The sequence below is a fragment of the Georgenia sp. Z1344 genome (assembly GCF_049856295.1).
Taxonomy (GTDB): Bacteria; Actinomycetota; Actinomycetes; order Actinomycetales; family Actinomycetaceae; genus JB111.
The window spans coordinates 44,252-64,343 of record NZ_JBNDMZ010000009.1; the positions used below are offsets into that span (position 1 = coordinate 44,252).

20 protein-coding genes and 2 tRNA genes are annotated in these 20,092 nt (G+C 72.1%); 15 read left to right on the forward strand and 7 right to left on the reverse strand.

The window, feature by feature from the left end; translation table 11 throughout:
- Positions 1 to 1,586: trigger factor (gene tig / locus ACPYO6_RS10915; protein WP_425714894.1), on the reverse strand; the 1,586-nt coding region annotated here is incomplete at its 3' end.
- 449 nt (positions 1,587 to 2,035) lie between these two features.
- Between tig and ACPYO6_RS10920 the strand changes: the two genes are divergently transcribed.
- Entirely contained in the window at positions 2,036 to 2,593 is a 558-nt protein-coding gene (locus tag ACPYO6_RS10920; protein ID WP_425714895.1) for a hypothetical protein, read from the forward strand.
- On the opposite strand, the gene ACPYO6_RS10925 is transcribed toward ACPYO6_RS10920, so the two are convergent.
- Entirely contained in the window at positions 2,578 to 3,816 is a 1,239-nt protein-coding gene (locus ACPYO6_RS10925) for a type II toxin-antitoxin system HipA family toxin (protein WP_425714896.1), read from the reverse strand. The two genes, ACPYO6_RS10920 and ACPYO6_RS10925, sit on opposite strands and share 16 nt — an antisense overlap.
- Complete coding sequence (locus ACPYO6_RS10930; protein WP_425714897.1) at positions 3,809 to 4,048, reverse strand: helix-turn-helix domain-containing protein; 240 nt, start codon at positions 4,046 to 4,048, stop codon at positions 3,809 to 3,811. Before ACPYO6_RS10930 ends, ACPYO6_RS10925 begins: the two co-directional genes overlap by 8 nt.
- A gap of 338 nt (positions 4,049 to 4,386) precedes the next feature.
- On the opposite strand from ACPYO6_RS10930, the gene ACPYO6_RS10935 reads away from it, so the two are divergent.
- A complete protein-coding gene (locus tag ACPYO6_RS10935; protein WP_425714898.1) occupies positions 4,387 to 4,668 on the forward strand; it encodes a DUF1540 domain-containing protein in 282 nt (93 codons plus the stop codon).
- A 153-nt stretch (positions 4,669 to 4,821) separates the two neighbouring features.
- Here the strand turns inward: ACPYO6_RS10935 and ACPYO6_RS10940 are convergent.
- Positions 4,822 to 4,892, reverse strand: a tRNA-Gly gene (locus ACPYO6_RS10940).
- Positions 4,893 to 5,105: 213 nt separating this feature from the next.
- Here ACPYO6_RS10940 and ACPYO6_RS10945 point away from each other — a divergent pair.
- Both ACPYO6_RS10945 and ACPYO6_RS10950 read left to right on the forward strand, forming a co-directional pair.
- Positions 5,106 to 5,178: transfer RNA gene (locus tag ACPYO6_RS10945), tRNA-Pro, on the forward strand.
- A gap of 146 nt (positions 5,179 to 5,324) precedes the next feature.
- Positions 5,325 to 5,834, forward strand: a complete 510-nt coding sequence (locus ACPYO6_RS10950; RefSeq protein WP_425714899.1) for a VOC family protein — start codon at positions 5,325 to 5,327, stop codon at positions 5,832 to 5,834.
- A gap of 48 nt (positions 5,835 to 5,882) precedes the next feature.
- On the opposite strand, the gene ACPYO6_RS10955 is transcribed toward ACPYO6_RS10950, so the two are convergent.
- The 3 genes from ACPYO6_RS10955 to rpmF all read right to left on the reverse strand — a co-directional run bounded on the left by ACPYO6_RS10955 (position 5,883) and on the right by rpmF (position 10,765).
- The gene (locus tag ACPYO6_RS10955) at positions 5,883 to 8,714 is read right to left on the reverse strand and encodes a protein kinase domain-containing protein (RefSeq protein WP_425714900.1); all 2,832 of its coding nucleotides are present in this window, start codon (positions 8,712 to 8,714) and stop codon (positions 5,883 to 5,885) included.
- 171 nt (positions 8,715 to 8,885) lie between these two features.
- Positions 8,886 to 10,217 carry a mannose-6-phosphate isomerase, class I gene (gene manA / locus ACPYO6_RS10960; protein ID WP_425714901.1) on the reverse strand — a complete coding sequence of 444 codons (1,332 nt, stop codon included), beginning with the start codon at positions 10,215 to 10,217 and terminating at the stop codon, positions 8,886 to 8,888.
- Between the two features lie 380 nt (positions 10,218 to 10,597).
- A complete protein-coding gene (gene rpmF, locus ACPYO6_RS10965) occupies positions 10,598 to 10,765 on the reverse strand; it encodes a 50S ribosomal protein L32 (protein WP_425714902.1) in 168 nt (55 codons plus the stop codon).
- Positions 10,766 to 10,950: 185 nt separating this feature from the next.
- On the opposite strand from rpmF, the gene ACPYO6_RS10970 reads away from it, so the two are divergent.
- The 11 genes from ACPYO6_RS10970 (at position 10,951) to ACPYO6_RS11020 (ending at position 20,055) form a co-directional block, all read left to right on the forward strand.
- The gene (locus ACPYO6_RS10970) at positions 10,951 to 12,090 is read left to right on the forward strand and encodes an ATP-binding protein (protein WP_425714903.1); all 1,140 of its coding nucleotides are present in this window, start codon (positions 10,951 to 10,953) and stop codon (positions 12,088 to 12,090) included.
- Positions 12,087 to 12,578 carry a response regulator gene (locus ACPYO6_RS10975; protein ID WP_425714904.1) on the forward strand — a complete coding sequence of 164 codons (492 nt, stop codon included), beginning with the start codon at positions 12,087 to 12,089 and terminating at the stop codon, positions 12,576 to 12,578. The genes ACPYO6_RS10970 and ACPYO6_RS10975 overlap by 4 nt, the downstream gene beginning before the upstream one ends.
- 185 nt (positions 12,579 to 12,763) lie before the next feature.
- Positions 12,764 to 13,366, forward strand: coding sequence for an IMPACT family protein (locus ACPYO6_RS10980; protein ID WP_425714905.1), 603 nt, complete (start codon positions 12,764 to 12,766; stop codon positions 13,364 to 13,366).
- Between the two features lie 85 nt (positions 13,367 to 13,451).
- Entirely contained in the window at positions 13,452 to 13,805 is a 354-nt protein-coding gene (locus ACPYO6_RS10985; protein ID WP_425714906.1) for a GntR family transcriptional regulator, read from the forward strand.
- On the forward strand, positions 13,802 to 14,938 hold the full coding sequence (locus ACPYO6_RS10990; protein ID WP_425714907.1) for a DUF1648 domain-containing protein: 1,137 nt from the start codon (positions 13,802 to 13,804) through the stop codon (positions 14,936 to 14,938). Before ACPYO6_RS10985 ends, ACPYO6_RS10990 begins: the two co-directional genes overlap by 4 nt.
- A gap of 369 nt (positions 14,939 to 15,307) precedes the next feature.
- A complete protein-coding gene (gene cysK, locus ACPYO6_RS10995; RefSeq protein WP_425714908.1) occupies positions 15,308 to 16,243 on the forward strand; it encodes a cysteine synthase A in 936 nt (311 codons plus the stop codon).
- 16 nt (positions 16,244 to 16,259) lie between these two features.
- Complete coding sequence (gene epsC, locus ACPYO6_RS11000) at positions 16,260 to 16,841, forward strand: serine O-acetyltransferase EpsC (RefSeq protein WP_425714910.1); 582 nt, start codon at positions 16,260 to 16,262, stop codon at positions 16,839 to 16,841.
- A gap of 253 nt (positions 16,842 to 17,094) precedes the next feature.
- The gene (locus ACPYO6_RS11005; RefSeq protein WP_425715051.1) at positions 17,095 to 17,832 is read left to right on the forward strand and encodes a GntR family transcriptional regulator; all 738 of its coding nucleotides are present in this window, start codon (positions 17,095 to 17,097) and stop codon (positions 17,830 to 17,832) included.
- Positions 17,829 to 18,275, forward strand: a complete 447-nt coding sequence (locus ACPYO6_RS11010) for a PTS sugar transporter subunit IIA (protein WP_425714911.1) — start codon at positions 17,829 to 17,831, stop codon at positions 18,273 to 18,275. Before ACPYO6_RS11005 ends, ACPYO6_RS11010 begins: the two co-directional genes overlap by 4 nt.
- A 63-nt stretch (positions 18,276 to 18,338) precedes the next feature.
- On the forward strand, positions 18,339 to 18,620 hold the full coding sequence (locus ACPYO6_RS11015) for a PTS sugar transporter subunit IIB (protein ID WP_425715053.1): 282 nt from the start codon (positions 18,339 to 18,341) through the stop codon (positions 18,618 to 18,620).
- 43 nt (positions 18,621 to 18,663) lie between these two features.
- The gene (locus ACPYO6_RS11020; RefSeq protein WP_425714912.1) at positions 18,664 to 20,055 is read left to right on the forward strand and encodes a PTS ascorbate transporter subunit IIC; all 1,392 of its coding nucleotides are present in this window, start codon (positions 18,664 to 18,666) and stop codon (positions 20,053 to 20,055) included.
- The last annotated feature ends 37 nt before the right edge of the window (positions 20,056 to 20,092 follow it).

The window sequence follows — 20,092 nt, forward strand, 5'->3', positions numbered from 1 at the left end:
GACTCCTCGTCGGCAGCCGCCTTGGTGGCGGTCGGCTTCTTGGCCGCCGGCTTCTTCGCAGCCGGCTTCTTGGCCGCCGGCTTCTTCGCGGCGGGCTTCTTGGCCGCCGGCTTCTCGTCCGCGGGCTCGTCGTCGGAGCTCTCGTCGTCGTCGGACTCCTCGGCCTCGTCCGCGCTGTCGGCGGAGTCGGGGCTGTCCGGGGAGTCCGCCGAGTCGGCGCTGTCGGCCGAGTCCGCCGAGTCGCCGGAGTCCGCGCTGTCGGCCGACTCCTCGGACTCCTCGCCCTCGGCCTCGGTCTTGTCGGTCTCCTCGGAGCCGAGGTACTCGCTGAGGTCGAGCTCGGTGCCGGAGCCGTCGACGACGGTGACGTCGCGGAGCACGACCGCGAGGGCCTTGTTGCGCGCCACCTCGCCCATGAAGGCGGGCAGCTGTCCGGTCTGACCGGCGGCCTGGATGAAGTTGTTCGGGTCCATGCCGTACTGCTGGGCCTGCTGGACGAGGAACTCGAGAAGCTCGTTCTGCGAGACCTGGACGTCGACCTGGTCGGAGATCGTGTCGAGGATGATCTGGTCGCGGAGCAGCTCCTCGGTCTCGCCGCGGATCTCCTCGCCGTGCGGGTCGCCCTCGGGCTTGCCCTCGGCCTCGAGGTGGCGCGCGATCTCGGCGTCGACCACGCCGGACGGGATCGGGACCTCGAGGTTCTCGCGCAGGTGGGCGAGCAGGAGGTCGCGGGCCTCGACGGCCTGGTTGCCCGCGCGGTCCGAGGCCACCTGGGTGCGCAGGTCGGCGCGCAGCTCCTCGAGCGTGTCGAACTCGGAGGCGAGCTGGGCGAAGTCGTCGTCGGCCTCGGGAAGCTCGCGCACCTTGACGGCGGTCGGCGTCACGGAGACGTCGGCCTCCTTGCCGGCGTGGTCGCCGCCGGCGAGCGTCGTGGTGAACGTGCCCTCCTTGCCGGCGGTGAGGCCGACGAGGGCCTCGTCCTGGCCGGGGAGCATCGAGCCGGAACCGACCTCGTAGGAGATGCCGGAGGCGGTGTCGACCTCCTCGCCGTCGACCATGGCGGACAGGTCGAGGGTGACGAAGTCACCGGTCTCGACGGCGCGGTCCACGCCGGTCAGCGTGCCGAAGCGCTCGCGCAGGGCGGTGAGGCGCTCCTCGACGTCCTCGTCCGACACCTCGGAGTCGGCCACCGTCAGGGTGATCGTCGAGAAGTCCGGGAGCTCGAGCTCGGGGCGCACGTCCATCGTGGCGGTGAAGACGAGCTGGCCGCCGAGGGGGCCGGTGACGGCCGGGAGCTCGGTGACCTCGATCTCCGGGCGGCCGAGCGGGTTGATGCCGGCCTCGCCGACGGCCCCGCGGTACAGGGAGTCGATCTGGCTGTTGATCGCCTGGTCGAGGACCGCGGCGCGGCCGACGCGCTGGTCGATGATCCGGGCCGGGACCTTGCCCTTGCGGAAGCCGGGGATGCTCACCTGCTGGGAGACCGTGGCGTAGGCGGAGTCGATCGCCGAGCTGAGGTCCTCGTACGGGACCGTCACGGTCAGCCTGGCCCGGGTGGCCTCGAGGTTCTCCACGTCCGTCTTCACTGCGGGGTACTCCAACTCGTCGGTAGATGACTTGAGCACGGGGCAGCGCGCACGGCGGCGCGGTGGGACCCGTGGGGTGGCGCCGCACGCCTCGTCGAGCAGGCGTGGGCACGCACGATCCTCACGATCCTACGGCACGACGCGCCTCGCGTAGAGGGTGCTCGGCCTCACGCGGGCGTCATCCGGGCCACACCTCTCCTCGCGTCGAGATTGCGGTTGGTGCACGTCGAGACTGCGGTTCGTCGTGGCCGGGAGTGCGGGTCACGCCGTCGAGATTGCGGTTCGTCGTCGTCGAGATTGCGGTTCGTGCGTGCGCTCGCCCCCACGCACCCCACGGACGGACCGTGCGCGGCATGCGAGGCGAGAGGACCCCATCGGGGACCCGCCCCGCCTCCTCACCTGCCCGCTACCGTCGGCGCGACACCCACGGGCACGACGACGGAGACCCCATGACCACCGACCCTGGTTCGACCGAGCTGCGCCGCGACCTGCGGGCCCTCGAGGCGCGCGTGCGTACGCTCGAGAACGCCCTCGTCCGACTCGTCATGGGCGCGGCGGGCGCCCTGCTCGTCGCGGGTCTGGTCCTCCCGTTCCTGCGCTACACGGACGACGGTGAACCGACGTCGTTCGCCCTGGCCTGGGCGGGCATCAAGGCCCTCGCCGACGGGGTCGTCGAGGAGCAGGGTGGGGGCGGGATCCTGCTGACGACCGTCATCTCCCTGCCGGCCGTCGTCTCGATCCTCGCGCTCGTCTCGCTGGGATTCCACGCCGCGCACCGGGACTCCGGCAGGCGCCGCGGGGTCGACGTGGCGATCGGCGGGCTCCTCGTGCTCTCGACCATCGGCGTCTTCTTCCTCGCCGCCGTCGGGAGCGGGCGCGACGTGGCGGATGCCGCTGTCGGCCCCGCGGTCTGGTTCTACGCCCCCGGGGCCATCGCGGTGGCGTGGCTGCTCGGCGAGGAGTCCGCGCGCTCGTGGTGGAACGCGGGGCGTCAGCTGCCAGGTTGACCCGCGGGCCGTCCGGCGAGGAGGCTCGTGGCGAAGCCGGCGATGTCGGTGGCGAGCCCTGGATGCGCCCGAGCTTCCGGCTCCTGGGCCGCGACCACGTCCAGGACGGCCTCGAGTGTGGCCGTCATCAGGTCCTCGGCTCCTCGCACACCCCACGATCGCGTCTCATCGAGCAGGTGCTCGCCGGTGACGGCGGCGTGCCGGTACTCCCCTGCGACCGACAGCGCGAGCTCGCCGTCGGTGGGCTGGTGTGCCTGGGGAACGACGTCGTAGGCCGGCGCGAGACGCATCGACCCGTCAGGGGGATGCAGGAGCGAGACGTTCTTGGCGTGCATGTCGAGATTGCCGACGGCGACGCTGAGAACCACGAGCCGGAACAACTCGTCGACGGACTCGCGGCCCGCCGCAGCACCGAGGGCGGCGGCGATCCTCGCGAGACTCACCCTGCCGCCGTGCCGCTGGTACTTCTCGTCCCCTGACGCCCCGAGGACCTGGTTGAGGTCCTCCTGATGCAGGCGCCCCTCGGACAGGTCGGGAGACCGGTCGTAGCGCTCGATCACGAGCGCCGGCACACCGTCGAAGTCGTCGATCCAGGTCGCGTGCGACGCGAGCCCCAGCGCCCGCGCGATCCGAGAGCCGTACTCCTCGTCGTAGATCGTCGTCGGCGCATCGACGGGGACGGGCTTGAGGATGTGCGTGGACGGCCATCCGTCGAGCACCTGCGCCCACCCGCCACCGACACGGGCGAGGACGATCTTGTCCTGCACACCGGCGAGGGACGTCTTCCCCCGGCCGGGCGCGTTCCCCAGCGGTCGCCCCCCGACCTCGCGCAGCATCTGGGCCACCTCCGCCGCGTCTCGCGGTTCCAAGGCGGGAGTGCGGGGCTCGCCGGGCTGCTCGGGGTCCCAGATCTGGAGCGCACCCGCGATGTCGCGACCATGCGCGCGCAGGAGCCCGAGCACGTCGGTCTCGGGCACGCGCGCCTGTTGCGCGAGCCTGGTGAGCATGCGCCCCTCCGGCAGCAGCTCGGCGAAGTAGTTCTGCCGCTGCGCCCGGCGCGCGCGAACGGGCACGGCGGACAGCGGGATCGCGACCGACAGCACCTGGCTGTCGAGCCCGAACCTCGCCACGGCACCCGGGTCCGGCACGAGGTCGAAGGTCCGGCGATCGCCGGTCAGCCGTCCGATGCGGGTGCCGTACAGGTCGACGGAGAGGTCACCCATCGTCGTCGGGAGGTGTGATCGTGGCGCTCAGCTCCATCCCGGTCGCGCGCATGAAGGCGAAGAGACGGTCGACGAGGATCGACGGCTTGCCAGCCTCGAGCTCCCAGACGTACTTCTGGGTGGTGCCCAGCTGCTCGGCCAGCTCACGTTGCGTGAGCCCCGAGAGCAGCCGGGCCTGCTGAAGGATCCTGCCCAGGGACTCGGGACCCGTCACCGTTCCGGTGTATGCCATCCGAACCTCCGACGTCGATAATAACGTCAACGTAGGTGACTACCTTTTTGACGTCAAGCATCATGACTGCGATATCGAAGTCAACCGACGGCCGCGGCTCCTGGGCGAGACTCGGTCCGGCAGCCCGGTGTCAGTCGACCTCGGAGAGGGGCGCACACGAGAAGCTCTCCAGCCATTTACGCAACATAGGCGATAAAGAAAACGCCACCGAAATAGAAATGCATATTTGTTCGCATCGAACGGTAAGGCATGCATTACCTTTCTGGACGCATTCCTCCATTGGTTCTACATTCTTTTCATCCGGCGCGACCAGCGCGCCTCGACGTCAGGAGGACACCATGTCCGTGCTCGAGATGCCGCGCGTGAGCGAGTGCTCCATCGACGGCTGCTCCTACAACCACGACGGCTGCACCGCCTTCGCCGTCACCGTCGGCCAGGACGCGCAGTGCGCCACGTTCCTGCCGCTCAACGTCAAGGGCGGCCTCGACAAGGTCGTCGCCCAGGTCGGCGCCTGCCAGCGCACGTCCTGCCTGCACAACGAGAACCTCGAGTGCTCGGCCGACTTCATCCGCGTCGGCGGCGCCGAGGCCGACTGCCTGTCCTACGAGGCCCGCGCCTGACACCCAGGCAGCTCACTCCGACGTCCCCGTCCCGCTCGTCCGGGCCGGGGACGTCGTGCGTCACGGAGCTGATCGGTTCGCGGCTCTCGGCGCAGGCTTAGAGAAATATCTCGGCCCGACTCCGTGTCGATGGCGTCGGGCCGAGGAGCTCGGAGCGAGTGACGGGAATCGAACCCGCGTAATCTGCTTGGAAGGCAGAGGCTCTACCATTGAGCTACACTCGCGCGCCCTCGACCGTGGCCAGGGGCAGCGCCCAGGTTAGCAAGGCGGAACGCCCTCGCCGAAGCCGGCGCCCGGGTGAGTGATCGGTCTCTCCTGCCCGCGTCGGGAGCCGCCGTCGCCGGACTCCCGCCGTACCCTGAGCGGGCGATCGTCGTCCGGACCGAGCACTCGGTGCACCGGAGGAACGGTCCTCGTCGCCGGGAGACCGGGGCGAACGGGGTGTGGCGCAGGTGGTAGCGCGTCCGCTTTGGGAGCGGAAGGCCGTGGGTTCAAGTCCCGCCACCCCGACCGATGTGATGTCCCGGGACATCGTGGACGGTTGAACCCCCGGTGACGGGGGTCCAGCCGGTCCGGTCGCCCGCGCGACGTCGCGGTGGGGTGATCTCCGAAACTCCCTTGACCTTGACGCTGGGTGAGCCTTCAGGGTGGTCCACATGAGCACCTACTACGACGCCTTCGAGCACAGTCCCGTCCCCGAGCCCGGGCCCGACGCCGTCGCGCCCGACATCTTCCGCGGCATCTACGGCATGCCCATGTTCGTCACGATCCCCACGACCGACATCGACGTGTCCGCCGACTTCTGGCAGCGCGCGCTGGGCTTCGTCGACCTCTTCTCTATCCCGGGCCGGATGGTCCACCTGCGCCGCTGGGCGTTCCAGGACGTCCTGCTCGTCGCCACCGACGAGGAAACCCCGGCACCCCCGGCGTCGAGCGTGACCTTCGCTGCCGTCCTCGACCAGGTCGACGGAATCGCCGAGGCGTGCAAGGAGCTGCGGCCGGGCTCGACGCAGGGACCGCGCCACACGCCGTGGAACACGGTCGACGTCGAGGTCGTCACCCCGGAGAACGCCCGCGTCCTCATGTCGGCGGCCAAGCCGTACGACCCCGAGAGCCAGTCGGCGAAGGATCTCGCGGACGTCGGCATCACCGGCCCGGAGGCGTGAGCGGCTCACGCCCCTCGAGGAGCGCGCCGCCGTGGCCCGCTCCCCGGATCAGAACGGCGAGGGAATCCACCAGGTGTCGTGCAGCGTCTGCGATCCGATGCCGTCGCCGTACACGGCGACGACCATGCCCGAGCGTTCGGCGTCGTAGAAGGTTGTGTAGTGCTCACCCGGGTCGGTGACGTCGGGCGGCGTGCGGAACGCAATGCCGTCCTCGCCGCCCGAGTAGCCCCAGACCGACCGCTCCCAGCCCAGGTTCTCGTCGCCCTCTGAGGTGAACTCGTCGCGCTCGATACTGCTCTCGAACTCGAGCACCGAGTACTCGATGCCGTCCGACTGGGTGCAGGTCATCGCCGCCACGAGGCCCGCGGGCACGTCATCCATGTGGCCGGAGACACCGTTCTCGCAGGTGGCGGAGTTGTAGCCCTGGCCACCCTCCTGCGAGGCGACGAGGTCGGGGAACGTGGCCGGGATCGAGGACTCCGTGCCCCACGCGTCGGCGAGCTCCTCCGCGCCCTGGGGCTCCTCCCCTCCCCCGCGGGTCAGCAGCCAGATGACGCCACCCACCACGATCAGCCCGACGACGACGATCGCGCCCAGCACCGCCGGGTGCAGGCCTCGGCGCTTCGTCCCCTTGGCGGCGCTGCCGTACTGGCTCTGACCGCCGTACTGGCCGCTGCCACCGTACGGTCCGGGGCCGGCAGCCGATGCGGGCGAGCCGGCGAACGGTGCCGGGCCACCCGTGGACGCCGGCGACCCCGCGAACGGCGCGGGACCGCCCGGACCGCCGAGGCCCACGGGTCGCCCGGGAGCTGCTGAGCCGCCGGGACCGGACGGGCCGGCAGCCGACGCGGGAGAGCCGGCGAACGGAGCGGGTCCGCCGGTGCCGCCCGGTCCACCCGGACGGCCGGCTGCGCCGGTCGCCGCGGCGCCGCCCTGCGGCGGGACGGCGTGGTTGCCGGTCGCGCCGGAGACGGCCGACGGGCTCGAGCCGCCGGGACCACCGGGGCTCTGCTGAGGCTGCGGGCCAGGGCCGCCAGGACCACCGGGGGCCTGCTGGGTCTGCGGGCCCGAGCCGCCGGGTCCGGGTACCGCGTGGGAGCCCGTCGCACCGGACGCGGCCGAGACGGGTGAGCCGGCGCCCGGACCGGCCGTGCCCGTGGCACCCGAACCCGGGCCCGCCGCCACCGGAGCAGCCGCTCCCGGGACTCCGTGACTTCCCGTGGCGCCGGACATCGCGGACGGGGAGCTGCCGGGCGCACCGGGACGTCCGGGCACAACCGGACCCCCGGAGGCTCCTGGGCCACCGGGGGCGCCCGGGCCACCGGGGGCTCCTGGGCCACCGGGCCCGCCGCCGGGCCGACCAGGGACGGGACCGCCACCGGGGCCGCCGGCCTGCTCGGACACGGGGATCGCCCCTGTGGGCTGCCACTGCTGCAGGCGGGCGAGCCGCTGGCTGATCCCGTCGAGGACGACGGGGTGCCGGGCCCCCTTGAACTCGTACGCGACCGTCCAGGTGCGGCCACCGCTGCCCACGGTGATCTCCTCGAGGTGGTCGCCCGGGATCACGCGCTCGAGCGGGAGACGCGGTGGGAGGTCGAAGAACTGGGACTCGCGCAGCAGCTGCTCGATCGCGCCGCGGTCCTGGGGCGAGGCCTGGCGCGTGTCGACCGGCCCCACCTGGAGCGACTGCGTGCCCGGGCCGAAGAACCGGCGGACCATCAGCGTGAACGGCGGGCGCGGGCCGGTCTGGGACTCGCTCGGGTACTGGCCGCCGCCGGGCGTCCGGCCCGGCGCCGCCTGGGCACCCGCGCCGGGGGTGGCGGTTCGTCCGGTGCCCGTCCGTTCGCCGGGTCCGGCCACGCGCCGGCCGGTCGGCGGGCCCGCCGTGTGCAGGCCGCTCGCACCACCCGACGCCGACGATCCGGCGCCCGCTGCAGCACCGGCGGCCGCGACACCAGCACCGGATCCCACACCACCCGAAGACCCACCGGCCTCGGAGCTCTCGCCCGCGCCACCTGCCTGCGACTCGCGCAAGGCCTTGTACGCGGCGCGACCGAGCGCACGGCACGTGTCGTACCGCTCGGCCGGGTCCTTGGCCATCGCCTTGGCGATGACGGCGTCGAACGCGGTCCCCAGCCCCGGCACGGACTCCGAGGGCTTCGGCGGCGGGAGGGTGAGGTGCGCGTTCATCTTGTTGAACGGCGTGTCCGCGGGGAACGGGATGCTGCCGGTGAGGAGCTCGTAGAGCACGCAGCCCAGCGCATAGACGTCCACCTTGTGCGACAGGTGGTGCGCCTCGATCTGCTCCGGGGCGGCGTAGGCGAGGGTCGCGAGCAGGTTGCCGGTGCCCGTGAGGTTGTCGCCGTCGTCGACGGTCTTGGCGATGCCGAAGTCGGTGAGAAGGACCTGCTCGGGCTCGTCCTCGTCGTCCGGGTCGAGCGGCGGGGCGAGCAGGATGTTGGCGGGCTTGACGTCCCGGTGGAGCAGCCCGTTGCGGTGGGCGAAGTCGAGGCCGGCGGCGACCTCGTGGACGATGTGGACGGCGCGCGCCGGGTCCAGGCCGCCCTCGACCGCCTTGACCTCGGCGGCGGCGTCCGTGCCCTCGACGTACTGCATGGCGATCCACAGCTGGCCCTCGTGCTCGCCGCGGTCGTAGACCGCCACGACGTTGCGGTGGAAGATCTGCGCCGCCAGGTCCGCCTCGCGCTCGAACCGCGTGCGGAAGGCCTCGTCCTTCGCGAGCGAGGTGCTGAGCATCTTGAGGGCGTCCTGCCGCGGCAGTCTCGGGTGCTTCGCGAGATACACCGACCCCATGCCGCCCCGACCGAGCTCGCGCACGATCGTGTAGCCGGCGAACTGCTGGCCGGGCTCGTGATCCACCGATGGACTCCGCTCTGACGACTGGGCGCGCGAAACTGACGCGAACATACCTTCGCAACACGCTATCGCCGTCGGCACCCCGAGGTGCGGCTAGTTCTCCCCCGTCGGCGCGTGTCGCCGGCGGCTCCGGTCGGTGCCGGACATGCGATCGACCTCGTGCAGCCGGGTCGGTCAGGGCACGTCGGCCTGGACGAGCCGCCCTCGTCCGGTCACCGTCACGGGACCGAGGTCGCCCGCCACGAACACGGCCTGCCCGCGGTGCAGCGTGGCGGCGAGCCCGTCGACGGTCACGGTGACCTCGCCGTCGAGCGCGAGCAGGATCCGCGGCCCGCGACCGGGCACGAGGGACTCGGCCTCGCCCTCGGCCTCGAGCGTGACGACGGCGAGCTCGAAGTCGTCGACGGGCGCGTAGTAGACGCCCACGCTCTCGCTCACGGTCTCCGGCGCGATCCGGACCGGTGGCGCCGCCACGTACTCGAGCGCCTCGAGCACCTCCCCGACGGCGACGTGCTTGCTCGTCAGCCCTGCCCGCAGGACGTTGTCCGAGGACGCCATGATCTCGACCGCGAACCCGGAGAGGTAGGCGTGCACCGCGCCGGCGGGCACGAACATCGCCTCGCCGGGGTGCAGGGTCACGGGGTTGAGCAGGAGGGCCACGACGACGCCCGGGTCCCCCGGGTGCTCCCCCGCGAGCTGCCCGACGATGCGGTCCATGCGCGGCGACGGCGACGACCCGTCAGCCAGGCGCCGCGCGCAGGCGGCAGCCACCGCAGCGACCTCGTCCGCGCTCGGCCGGGTCTCCTCGCGCAGCAGCCGCTCGACCACGGAGCGCACACCGTCCGCCGACGGCGCCGCCCGCAGCGCCTCCTCGAGCTCCGCTGTCAGAGGCGTCCCGAGACCGGCGAGCACCTCGATCGCGCGCCGCGGGGCCCGGAACCCGCACACGGCCTCGAACCGCGTGAGGGCGTAGACCATCTCCGGCTTGTGGTTGGGGTCCCGGTAGCTGCGCGCGAAGTCGCCGCGCGGGATGCCGGCGGCCTCCTCCTCGTCGAACCTCCGCCGGGCCCGCTCGAGGTCGGGGTGGACCTGGAGGGAGAGCGCGCGGTCGGGCGCGATGAGCTTGAGCAGGTAGGGCAGGTGCTCGCCGTACCGGGTGACGACGTCGGCGCCGAGCGTGCGGGACGGGTCGGCCGCGATGTGGTCGCCGAGGGAGCGCGGTTCGCCGCCGGTGGTGCGCCGTTCGCCGTCGGGCGGGTCGGTCGTCGCGCCGGGACCGCCGGCGGTCAGGGGAGGTTCGCCGTCGGGCGTGGTGACGGGTGTCGATCCCGCGGGGCGGCACGGGCGGGTCCGGGCCTGGGCCTCGGGGTGCGCGCCGAACCACAGCTCGGCGACGGGACCGCCCGCCGGCTCGACGCCGAGGAGCTCGGGGATGCGGGTCGCGGATCCCCATGCGTAGTCCCGCGGCGCTCCCTCGATGCGCACCAGGCCCTGGACGGCGGACATGCTCACTCCGTTTCGATCGTGCCCGCGCTGGTCGGCGGGACCCGCCATTCTCACCGGACGCGGAGGCGTCGGTCGACATCGCGGCGGGGAGTTGTCCCGATCCCCGGGGACGTCGAGTGCGGGGCGGCGTCGGTCCGTGGGGCGCGTCCGGTCCGCACGAGTGTGTCCCGCCCGCCCGGTACGGGTGCGTGCCGGGGCGCTCGAGTGTGCGGGTGAGGAGTGTCGGCCGCGCGCCCCGGGGGCGTCGAGTAGCCGGTGGGCGCGCCACGGCGGACGTGCGTCCGGTGCGCCCCGGCGCGCGACCCGTCCCACGCACCTGGGCCCGTGGAACGACGACGGCCCCGCACCCTGACGGGTACGGGGCCGTGCGTGAAGATGCGTCAGTCAGCCTCGACGAGGCCCTTCTGGTAGGCCTTCGCCAGACGACGGGGGACCTTGATCTCGCGACCCTTGACGCGGACGGTGACGAGCTCGGTGAGCTCGGCCTTCCACTGGGACCGGCGAGAGCGGGTGTTGCTGCGGGACATCTTGCGCTTGGGAACTGCCATGGCCCTGCCGCTCCTTTCTCGGGTGGACGATCAACGACCCCCAAGGATGCCAGAGCACGACGCCCAGGGGCCAACCTGCACAGCCTACGCGTCGTGTGAGATCCCTCGCCAGGCCCTCGGGCGCGCGACGCGTCACACCGCCCGCCTAGGATCGAGCTGCAGCCGAGCCCGAGGAGAGGACCGCCGTGCCGAGCCCGTCACCGCACGACGACGAGGCCACCCGCGCGTCCGCCGCCCTGCTCGGCGACCTGACCGCAGGGATCGCGCACGAGCTGACCAACCCGGTCGCGGCGATGGCCAGCGCCCTCGACCACCTTGCCGACGACCTCGACGACCTGCTCGACTCGCTCGCGCACGGCTCGCGCGCGGGCGACTCTCCTGCCGCCGACCTGCGCGGACGGATCGAGGACGCACGGCGCCGCATCGCCCACGCCCGCAACCGCCCCCTGCGCGCGAGCGCGGACGACCGTGCGCTGCGCCGCTCCCTCGCGGCCGAGGTCGGGGACGACGTGCTCGCACGCCGACTGCTCTCGGCCGGCGTGGAGGACCCGGCCGAGGCCGCGCGGCTCGCGGGCGACGAGTCGGCGATCGCGCGCGCCACGCACGCCACCGCCGTCGGCGACGCGCTGCGGCACCTCGACGGCGGCACCCGCCAGGTCGGCGCGCTCGTCGCGAGCATCCGCGCACACGTCCAGGCAGACTCCCCTCCGCAAGGGGGTGCCGCGGCGTCGGGCAGCTCCGTCGACCAGAGCGCCCCGGTGGCACAGGGCGAGGACGCGTCGACGACGTCTGCGGACCCCGGGGCACCGGGCGGCGGAGGCCCTGGCGGCGACCCCACCGCGTCCGTCGTCGTCGCGGACTCGTTGCGCTCCGCCCTCACCCTCACCGAGCACCGCCGCCGCGGCATCGCCACCGAGGTCACGCTCGCCGACGTCCCACCTGTGCGCGCCGAGCCCGGCCGTCTCGACCAGGTCTGGACCAACGTCCTCGTCAACGCGGCCGACGCCATGGGCGGGCACGGCACCCTGTCGATCGACGTGTCGGCGACGGAGGACGGGAACGTGCGCGTCGTCGTCGGGAACGACGGGCCGCCGATCCCGGCCGGCGACCTCGAACGGATCTTCACGCGGCGGTTCACCACCCGGTCCGGCGGCAGCGGCGGTGGACTGGGACTGGGGCTTGCGCTGTCGCGTGACATCGTCGAGCACGCCGGGGGGACGATGACGGCTCGCTCGCGCGAGGGACTGACGGAGATGATCGTGGAGCTGCCGCCCGGTCCGGGCGCGCAGGTGGCGGACGGGACCGCCGGGAGGGAGACGAGATGAGGCTGACCATCGTCGTGCTGGAGGACGACCCCGGGGTGCGGGCCGCCGTCGTGCGTGACCTCGAACCGTTCGCGGCGACGGTGCGCATCGAGGAGGCCGACACGGTCGACGACGCGTGGGAGATCGTCGACGAGGTGATGGCGGACGAGGACATCCCCGCGATGCTGCTCGTCGACCACGGGCTCCCCGGCCGCAACGGCGTCGACATGCTCGTCGAGGCATGGGTCGACCCGCGCACGTCCGACTCGCGCAAGATCCTGCTCACCGCCGAGGCCGAGCAGGCGGACACGATCCGGGCGGTCAACGAGGGCGGGCTCGACCATTACATCGGCAAGCCCTGGGACCCCGATGCCCTGCGCGCGACGGTCCGCAAGCAGCTGACGGACTTCGTCCTCACCACGAGAACCCCGGCCGACGCCCATGTCGCGGCCCTGGAGGCCGACCGGGTCGCCCACCTGCTCGGGCGTGAGGAGCAGGCCGCCGAGTGACCGCCGGTGCCACCGGCGGGTCCGGGTCTGGGTCTGGGTCTGGGTCTGGGTCTGGGTCCGAGGCCGGCACGTCCGGCGTCGGCCCCGGGGGTGTCGGCGCCGGGTCCGGGACCTTCTCCCCCGACGACGGCGCACCCCTCGTCGCGCTCCGCCCCGCGCGCGGCGCCCGGGCCGAGTTCGAGGTCGTGGAGAAGCGGTCGCGGTTCCTCGCACTCGCCGCACGGGCCGACGACGAGGACGCCGCCCGCTCCCTCCTGGCCGACGCGCGGGCCGCGCACCCGCAGGCCCGGCACCACTGCTCGGCGTGGATCCTGCCCGGTGAGGACGGCGGGCCCCCGGTCGCGCACAGCTCCGACGACGGCGAGCCCTCGGGGACGGCGGGCCGACCGATGCTCGACCGGCTCGACGGGGCGGGCCTCGAGGCGGTGGCCGTCGTCGTCGTGCGGTACTTCGGCGGGACGCTGCTGGGGACCGGCGGTCTCGTGCGTGCGTACGGCGACGCCGTCGGTGGGGCGCTCGAGGAACTGCCCCGGGTCGGCGTGCGGGTGCTCACGCGGTGCACGGTGACGGCCGACCATGCGGTCGGGCCGCGGCTCGAGGCGGAGCTGCTGTCGTCGGGGTCGTCGATGACGTCGGTCCTGGACGTGCGGTGGAACGCGGAAGGTGTCGAGCTGGACGTCGCCACCGACGACCCGGGGGCGCTCGAGGCGCGGGCGGCAGAGCTGTCCGGCGGGACGGCCCGGGTGATCGTCGCAGGACCCCACGAGGTCGAGCTGCCCCACGGATGAGGGGATCTCGCCCCGCGAGTGCGGGGACCCACGGCATCAACCTGGACGGCTTGTTCTAGTTCTCATAGAACTATAGAGTGAACCTATGCAGGTCGTCATCGACACCGCCTCGGCGGAACCGCTCTTCGAGCAGGTGGTCGCCCAGATCCGGGGCGCCATCCTGGCCGGCGAGGTCCGTCCGGGCGAGAAGCTGCCGTCGGCGAAGGACCTCGCCGCCGGGCTCGACGTCAACCAGCACACCGTGCTGCACGCCTACCAGGCGCTGCGCGACGAGGGCTTCATCGAGCTCCGCCGCGGTCGTGGCGCCACGGTCCGCGCCGACCACCCCTACCCGGACGCCAAGCTGCTGCGCGCGATCGAGACCGTGCGCCGGGCGGCCGCGGACTCCGGCGTCCCCCTCAACACCGTCATCCACCTCCTCAAGGAGCCGCAGTCATGACCACCGCCGACGCCACAGCCACCCGCACCGGTCGCGGCCCGGTCCCCCACCGCGGACGTCGACTCCTGCTCGGGGTCGCCCTCCCGCTCCTCGTCACGGCGGCCGCGTGGATCTACATCGCCGCGGTCGCGAGTGACCTCCCGAGCCAGGTGGCGGTGCACTGGGGCACGGACGGCCCGGACCGGTGGAGCTCCCGCACCGAGCTGCTGCTCGTGCCGGCCATCCTGTGCGCGGTCAGCCTGGCGATCACGTGCCCGCTTGCGGCCCTGACCGGCCGGCAGTCGATGACGCGGCGGATGACGGTCGGCCTCTCGGCAGGACTGGCCACGATGTTCGCGGGGATCGCCGTCGCCACGGTGCAGGTGAACCTCACCGACCCGCCGGGCGAGCCGCTTGCCGGCATCCTCATGGCGTCCGTCGCGGGCCTCGTCGTCGGCATCGCCGCGGCCGCCGGCGCCGGGGACGACCCGGTCGTCCGCGCGACCGAGCCCGTGCCCGCGGACGCCGAGCGTGCCGACCTCGGGCCGACCCAGCGCGCGGTGTGGGCGCAGGGAACCGGCGTATCGACGGGCGTGCTCGTCACCCTCGTCCTCGTCATGGCCGCGATCGGAGTTCTCATGGGCGTGCTCGGCAGCTGGCTGTGGGGCGCCGTCTTCGCCATCGCGCTCATCGCCCTCGAGCTGGCCTTCCTCCGGTTCCACGTGCGGGTCGACGCGGACGGCCTCGTCGCCCGCTCGATGCTCGGCATGACCGTGCTCCGGGCGCGGGCCGACGAGGTCGTGCGGTCCGACGTCGTGCAGGTCGAGCCGTTCGCCGAGTTCGGCGGCTGGGGGCTGCGGACCGATGCCCACGGTCGCGTCGGGCTCGTCACGCGCAGGGGCGAGGCGATCCGGGTCGAGCGATCGGGCGGACGCATCCAGCTCGTGACGATCGACGACGCCGGGCGCGGCGCCGCCCTGCTCAACACGATGGCGGAGCGCGCGCGGCCGGTCTCCCGGCTCGAGGACACCGAGCTCGGCGACGCCGCTCCCCGTCCGCAGGCCCGCGACGCGATCGAGCCGCACGGGCCGGCGGCGGGTGGCCGGAAGGCTGCAGCGGACGGCGGGAGCGACGCCGGCGTCGTGGGTGACTGACGCGCCCACATCCCGGACGCGCGTGGGACTGGTGCCGACCGGCCCCACCGATCAGGCACCATGGACGGTGGCCACCGGCTAAGGTGGTTGAGAGTTCAAACGTTCATGGCCGACGACGGCCCCGGTAGGGAGGTGACGCGTGCGCGACGACCTGGTGTCCCTCGTGCCTCCGCCGCACTTCGCGTTCTGCACCGACGGCGGCTGTCGCTAGGGCGTCGGGCCCGCACGAGCCGTCAGGCCTCCCGACCCCCGCCCCGCCGTACCCGGCCCCCACCGCCCGAGCCCCGCTCCGGCGTCGACGGGTGCGGCCGCGCCCCCGAGGCGCTCCCGACCAGTACGCCCGTTGACCCCACCAACCGGAGGACCCTCATGGCCCAGATCTTCGACGACGTCACCCAGGCCGTCGGCCGCACCCCGCTCGTCCGTCTCAACCGCGTGACCGACGGCGCCGGCGCGACCGTCCTCGCCAAGCTCGAGCACTTCAACCCCGCGAACTCGGTCAAGGACCGCATCGGAGTGGCGATCATCGACGCCGCCGAGGCGTCCGGCGAGCTGACCGAGGGCGGCACCGTGGTCGAGGCGACGTCCGGCAACACCGGCATCGCCCTCGCGATGGTCGGCGCGGCCCGCGGCTACACGGTCGTCCTCACGATGCCCGAGACGATGTCGAAGGAGCGCCGCGCCCTTCTGCGGGCCTTCGGCGCCGAGCTCATCCTCACGCCCGGGCCCGACGGCATGCGCGGAGCGGTCGAGGCCGCCGAGAAGGTCGCCGCCGAGCGCCCCGGTGCGGTGCTCGCCCGCCAGTTCGCCAACCAGGCCAACGTCGAGGTCCACCGCGCCACGACCGGCCCGGAGGTCTGGAACGACACGGACGGCGCGGTCGACGTGTTCGTGTCCGGCATCGGCACCGGCGGCACGATCACCGGCGCCGGCGGCTACCTCAAGCAGCAGAAGCCGGAGCTCCACCTCGTGGCCGTCGAGCCCGAGGAGTCGCCCATCCTCACCGGCGGCAAGCCCGGCCCGCACAAGATCCAGGGCCTCGGCGCGAACTTCGTGCCCGAGATCCTCGACACCGAGCTCTACGACGAGGTCGTCGACATCAACATCGACGCCGCCCTGACCTACGCGCGCCGCGCTGCCACCGAGGAGGGCCTCCTCGTCGGCATCTCCTCGGGCGCCGCGATCGCCGCCGCGGTCCAGGTCGCCAAGCGGCCCGAGCTCGCGGGCAAGACCATCGTCGTCGTCCTCCCGGACCTCGGCGAGCGCTACCAGTCGACCGCGCTCTTCGAGGGCCTGGTCGACTGACGTGCATGATTCCGGTGTGCCCTTCTGGGTCCTCCTGCGCGAGGACCTCGAGGCGGCCCAGCACGGCGACCCCGCCGCGCGGTCGAAGGTCGAGGTCGCCCTCGCGTACCCGGGCGTCCACGCCCTGTGGGCGCACCGGGTGGCTCACCGGCTCTGGCACGCCGACGGCTCGCGCGGGCGGCTCCGGCTGCCCGCGCGGCTCCTCTCGCAGGCGGCGCGCGCGCTGACCGGCATCGAGATCCACCCGGGCGCCGTCATCGGCCGCCGGATGTTTATCGACCACGGCATGGGCGTGGTCATCGGGGAGACCGCCGAGGTGGGTGAGGACGTGGTGATCTTCCACGGCACCACGCTCGGCGGAGTCTCGATGTCCAAGGGCAAGCGGCACCCCACCGTGGGCGACCGCGTGACGATCGGCGCCGGCGCCAAGGTGCTCGGGCCGGTCACCCTCGGGGCCGACGCGCGCGTGGGCGCCAACGCCGTGGTGGTCAAGGATGTCGGCGCCGGACGATCCGCCGTCGGCGTGCCGGCCAAGGAGCTGGCTCCGAAGCCGCCGGCCGAGGAGGCCCGCTGGATGGACCCGGCGATCTACATCTGAGCCGGCGCGCTCGACCACCGAGCGCTTCCATTCGAGGGCCGAGGAGCACGCGCTTCTCGGCCCTCGACGTTGGTGGGAAGCCCATCAAGTTGTCATGATGATTGACGAACGCTCCCGCAACTTGTCATAATGTTTCTCCCCAGTCGTCATGATGTGCAGCGAGGCGCAGATGTCATCCACCACCAGCACTCCTCCGGAAGCGGTCCGTGTCAACGGGCGCCGGGGAAAGTGGGGAGCGGTTCGCGACGACCTCATGCGCCGGTTCGGTCCGGCTCCGGCGGATACCCCATTGCCGAGCGAGGCCCTGCTGTGCGAGGAGTACGGCGTATCGCGGATCACGGTCCGACGAGCGCTCGACGAGCTCGACCGCGACGGCATCGTCCGGCGAGAGCAGGGCCGCGGGACCTTCACCACGGGACGACGGCGGAGCGCCGGCCCGCGCACCGAGGTCTTCGACCTCACGGGCTTCTTCCATCAGATGGCGGCTGAGGGACGGCGGGTGACGTCCCGCGTTCTCACGCAGGGTGTCTTCGCACCAGCCGCCGACGTCGCCCTCGAGCTCGGGGTGCACCCGACCGCGCCGGTCGTCCGGCTCGACCGCCTCCGCTCCGTCGACGGCACCGTGGATCATTTGAGCCGCGTGTGGCTCTCCCACGACGCCTACCCCGCCGTCGCGACGACCGACTTTCACGAGATCTCGCTGTACGACTTCCTTCGCGAGACCTACGGTCTCCAGCTCGTCGAGGACCGCGTGAGTGTGTCGATGGTCCGCCCCACGGGCGACGTCGCTGCGCTGCTGGACGCACCTGCCGGTTCGCTCCGACTGCACACCTCCTCCACGGCGTACGCGCCCGACCACAGGCCGATCGTGCACGGTCGGACGACATTCGCCTCGGCGGACGCGACCGCGAGCTTCACCGTGGTCACGTCCGGATCACCACTCCGAGACCCCGCCACGGCGGGGCTGCCGTCCACGACCCGAGGAGCATGATGTTGTCCACTCTGCTGACCGACGATCGGATCACCTTCGCCGACACCCTCGGCTGGGAGGAGGCGATCCGTCGCGCCGCCGCTCCGCTCGTCGCCGACGGGTCGGTCGATACGGGCTACGTCGATCAGATCGTCACCAACGTGAACGAACCCGGCGGTACCTACATGGATCTCGGCTTCGGGATCACGCTTGCGCACGCTCGTCCCGAGGCAGGAGTCAACCGCACGTCGGTGGCGCTCCTCCTGCTCGCACGCCCCACCGAGCTCGCCGACTCACCCGACCACCCGGTTCGCGCCGTCGTGGTCCTGGGAGCGACCGACAGTTCCAGCCACCAGGACACGCTCGCCGACATCGCCGCCATGCTCACCGACGAGGAGCGGCGCGGTGCACTCCTGTCCTCCACGACCCACGCCCAGGTCCGCGCCGTCGTCGACGCGGCCTGAACCCGGCGTCACGACCACGCCGCTCAGCGGCACACCACCACTCAAGGAGTACTCGTGAAGTTCATGGCAATGTGCAGCTCCGGACTCGGCTCGTCCCTCATGGTCCGGATGAACATCGAGAAGGCGCTGAAGACGATCGGGGCTGACGGCGTCGAGGTCGAGCACGCCGACCTCGGATCCGCCTCCAACGCCGACGCCGACGTGTTCTTCGTCGGCAAGGACCTGGAGAACTCGGTCGCCCACTTCGACGACGTCGTCGTCCTCGACTCGATCATCGACCAGAACGAGCTGGTCGAGAAGGTCCGCACCACGGCTGAGCGCCTCGGGATCCCCCACACGAGCTGAATCTTCGCCGCACCGCCGCGGCCCACACAGGAAGCAGACCCGCATGAACTCGTTCCTGAACGTCCTCGTCGACGTCTTCAGTCAACCCGCGATCCTCGTCGCCCTGATCGCGCTGCTCGGCCTCGCCCTGCAGCGCAAGAGCGGCTCGGACGTCATGAAGGGCACGATCCGCACGTTCGTGGGGTTCCTCGTGCTCTCTGCCGGCGCCGGTGTCGTCGTCACCGCGCTCGACCCGTTCGGCGCCATGTTCTCCGAGGTGTTCGGCGTCCAAGGTGTCGTGCCGAACAACGAGGCGATCGTCGGCCCCGTGCTCGTCGACTACGGCACCACAGCCGCACTCATCTTCTTCTTCGGGATGATCCTCAACGTCCTGTTCGCGCGTCTGACGCAGTTCAAGTACATCTACCTGTCCGGACACGTCGCGCTCTACCAGTCCGCGATGATTGCGGTTCTCCTCATCACGGCAGGGATGTCTCAGTGGGAAGCCATCCTCTGGGGCTCGATCGCCGAAGCACTGATCGTGACGATCTCTCCGGCGCTCGTGCAACCGTTCATGCGCAAGGTGACGGGCAATGACGACATCGCGCTCGGCCACACGGGTGGCGTCGGCATCGCCCTGTCCGGCCTTGTCGCCAAGGTGACGAAGGGCGACCCCGAGAACTCGACCGAGAAGGTCAACGTGCCGAAGTCACTGGGCTTCGTCCGGGACAGCACGGTGATCGTTGCTCTGTCGATGGGGCTGATCTTCCTCGTCGTGGCGCTGATCGCCGGACCGGCGTACGTCTCGACGGAGATCTCGGACGGTCAGAACTATGTGGTCTGGGCACTCATGGCAGCCGGACAGTTCGCCGCCGGCGTGTTCATCATCCTCGCCGGTGTCCGGGTGATCCTCGCCGAGATCGTGCCTGCCTTCAAGGGCATCTCCGAGAAGCTCGTCCCGAATGCCAAGCCTGCGCTCGACGTGCCCGTGACATTCCCGTTCGCGCCCAACGCGGTGATGATCGGGTTCCTGTCCTCGCTCATCGCCGGAATCATCGGCATGGCCATCATGGGCTTCGCAGGAACCGCGGTCATCATCCCGGGCATCATCGCCCACTTCATGACCGGCGGCGCAGCCGGAGTCATCGGAAACGCACAGGGCGGCCGCCGCGGTGCCGTACTCGGCGCGTTTGCCAACGGCGCGCTCATCACGGTCATCCCGCTTGCACTTCTCGACATGCTCGGCGAGTTCGGGTCGGCAGCCGCGACGTTCGGCGACTCCGACTACGGGTTCGGTCTGTTCATCGGCTGGCTCGACCAGCTCGGGGGCACGTGGGCGATCGTCGCGGGCATCCTGCTGGGGGTCGTCCTCATGTTCGTCGCCAGTGCCCTCGTGGGTCGGCGACGCCGTGCGACCGCTGCGAGAGAGTCAGCTTCGGTCGACGCCGACGCCTGATCGGACCCTGGCGAACACACGACAAGCCGGGCCGGAC

What these genes read in the sequence shown, in the direction of transcription:
- ACPYO6_RS10930 (WP_425714897.1), bottom strand. Translation starts at nt 4,048, where the DNA reads ATGGCATACACCGGAACGGTGACGGGTCCCGAGTCCCTGGGCAGGATC.
- ACPYO6_RS11005 (WP_425715051.1), top strand. Translation starts at nt 17,095, where the DNA reads ATGCGCCGGTTCGGTCCGGCTCCGGCGGATACCCCATTGCCGAGCGAG.
- rpmF (WP_425714902.1), bottom strand. Translation starts at nt 10,765, where the DNA reads ATGGCAGTTCCCAAGCGCAAGATGTCCCGCAGCAACACCCGCTCTCGC.
- cysK (WP_425714908.1), top strand. Translation starts at nt 15,308, where the DNA reads ATGGCCCAGATCTTCGACGACGTCACCCAGGCCGTCGGCCGCACCCCG.
- ACPYO6_RS10925 (WP_425714896.1), bottom strand. Translation starts at nt 3,816, where the DNA reads ATGGGTGACCTCTCCGTCGACCTGTACGGCACCCGCATCGGACGGCTG.
- manA (WP_425714901.1), bottom strand. Translation starts at nt 10,217, where the DNA reads ATGTCCGCCGTCCAGGGCCTGGTGCGCATCGAGGGAGCGCCGCGGGAC.
- ACPYO6_RS10920 (WP_425714895.1), top strand. Translation starts at nt 2,036, where the DNA reads ATGACCACCGACCCTGGTTCGACCGAGCTGCGCCGCGACCTGCGGGCC.
- ACPYO6_RS10990 (WP_425714907.1), top strand. Translation starts at nt 13,802, where the DNA reads ATGACCACCGCCGACGCCACAGCCACCCGCACCGGTCGCGGCCCGGTC.
- ACPYO6_RS10975 (WP_425714904.1), top strand. Translation starts at nt 12,087, where the DNA reads ATGAGGCTGACCATCGTCGTGCTGGAGGACGACCCCGGGGTGCGGGCC.
- ACPYO6_RS11020 (WP_425714912.1), top strand. Translation starts at nt 18,664, where the DNA reads ATGAACTCGTTCCTGAACGTCCTCGTCGACGTCTTCAGTCAACCCGCG.
- ACPYO6_RS11010 (WP_425714911.1), top strand. Translation starts at nt 17,829, where the DNA reads ATGATGTTGTCCACTCTGCTGACCGACGATCGGATCACCTTCGCCGAC.
- ACPYO6_RS10985 (WP_425714906.1), top strand. Translation starts at nt 13,452, where the DNA reads ATGCAGGTCGTCATCGACACCGCCTCGGCGGAACCGCTCTTCGAGCAG.
- ACPYO6_RS10935 (WP_425714898.1), top strand. Translation starts at nt 4,387, where the DNA reads ATGTCCGTGCTCGAGATGCCGCGCGTGAGCGAGTGCTCCATCGACGGC.
- ACPYO6_RS11015 (WP_425715053.1), top strand. Translation starts at nt 18,339, where the DNA reads ATGGCAATGTGCAGCTCCGGACTCGGCTCGTCCCTCATGGTCCGGATG.
- ACPYO6_RS10950 (WP_425714899.1), top strand. Translation starts at nt 5,325, where the DNA reads ATGAGCACCTACTACGACGCCTTCGAGCACAGTCCCGTCCCCGAGCCC.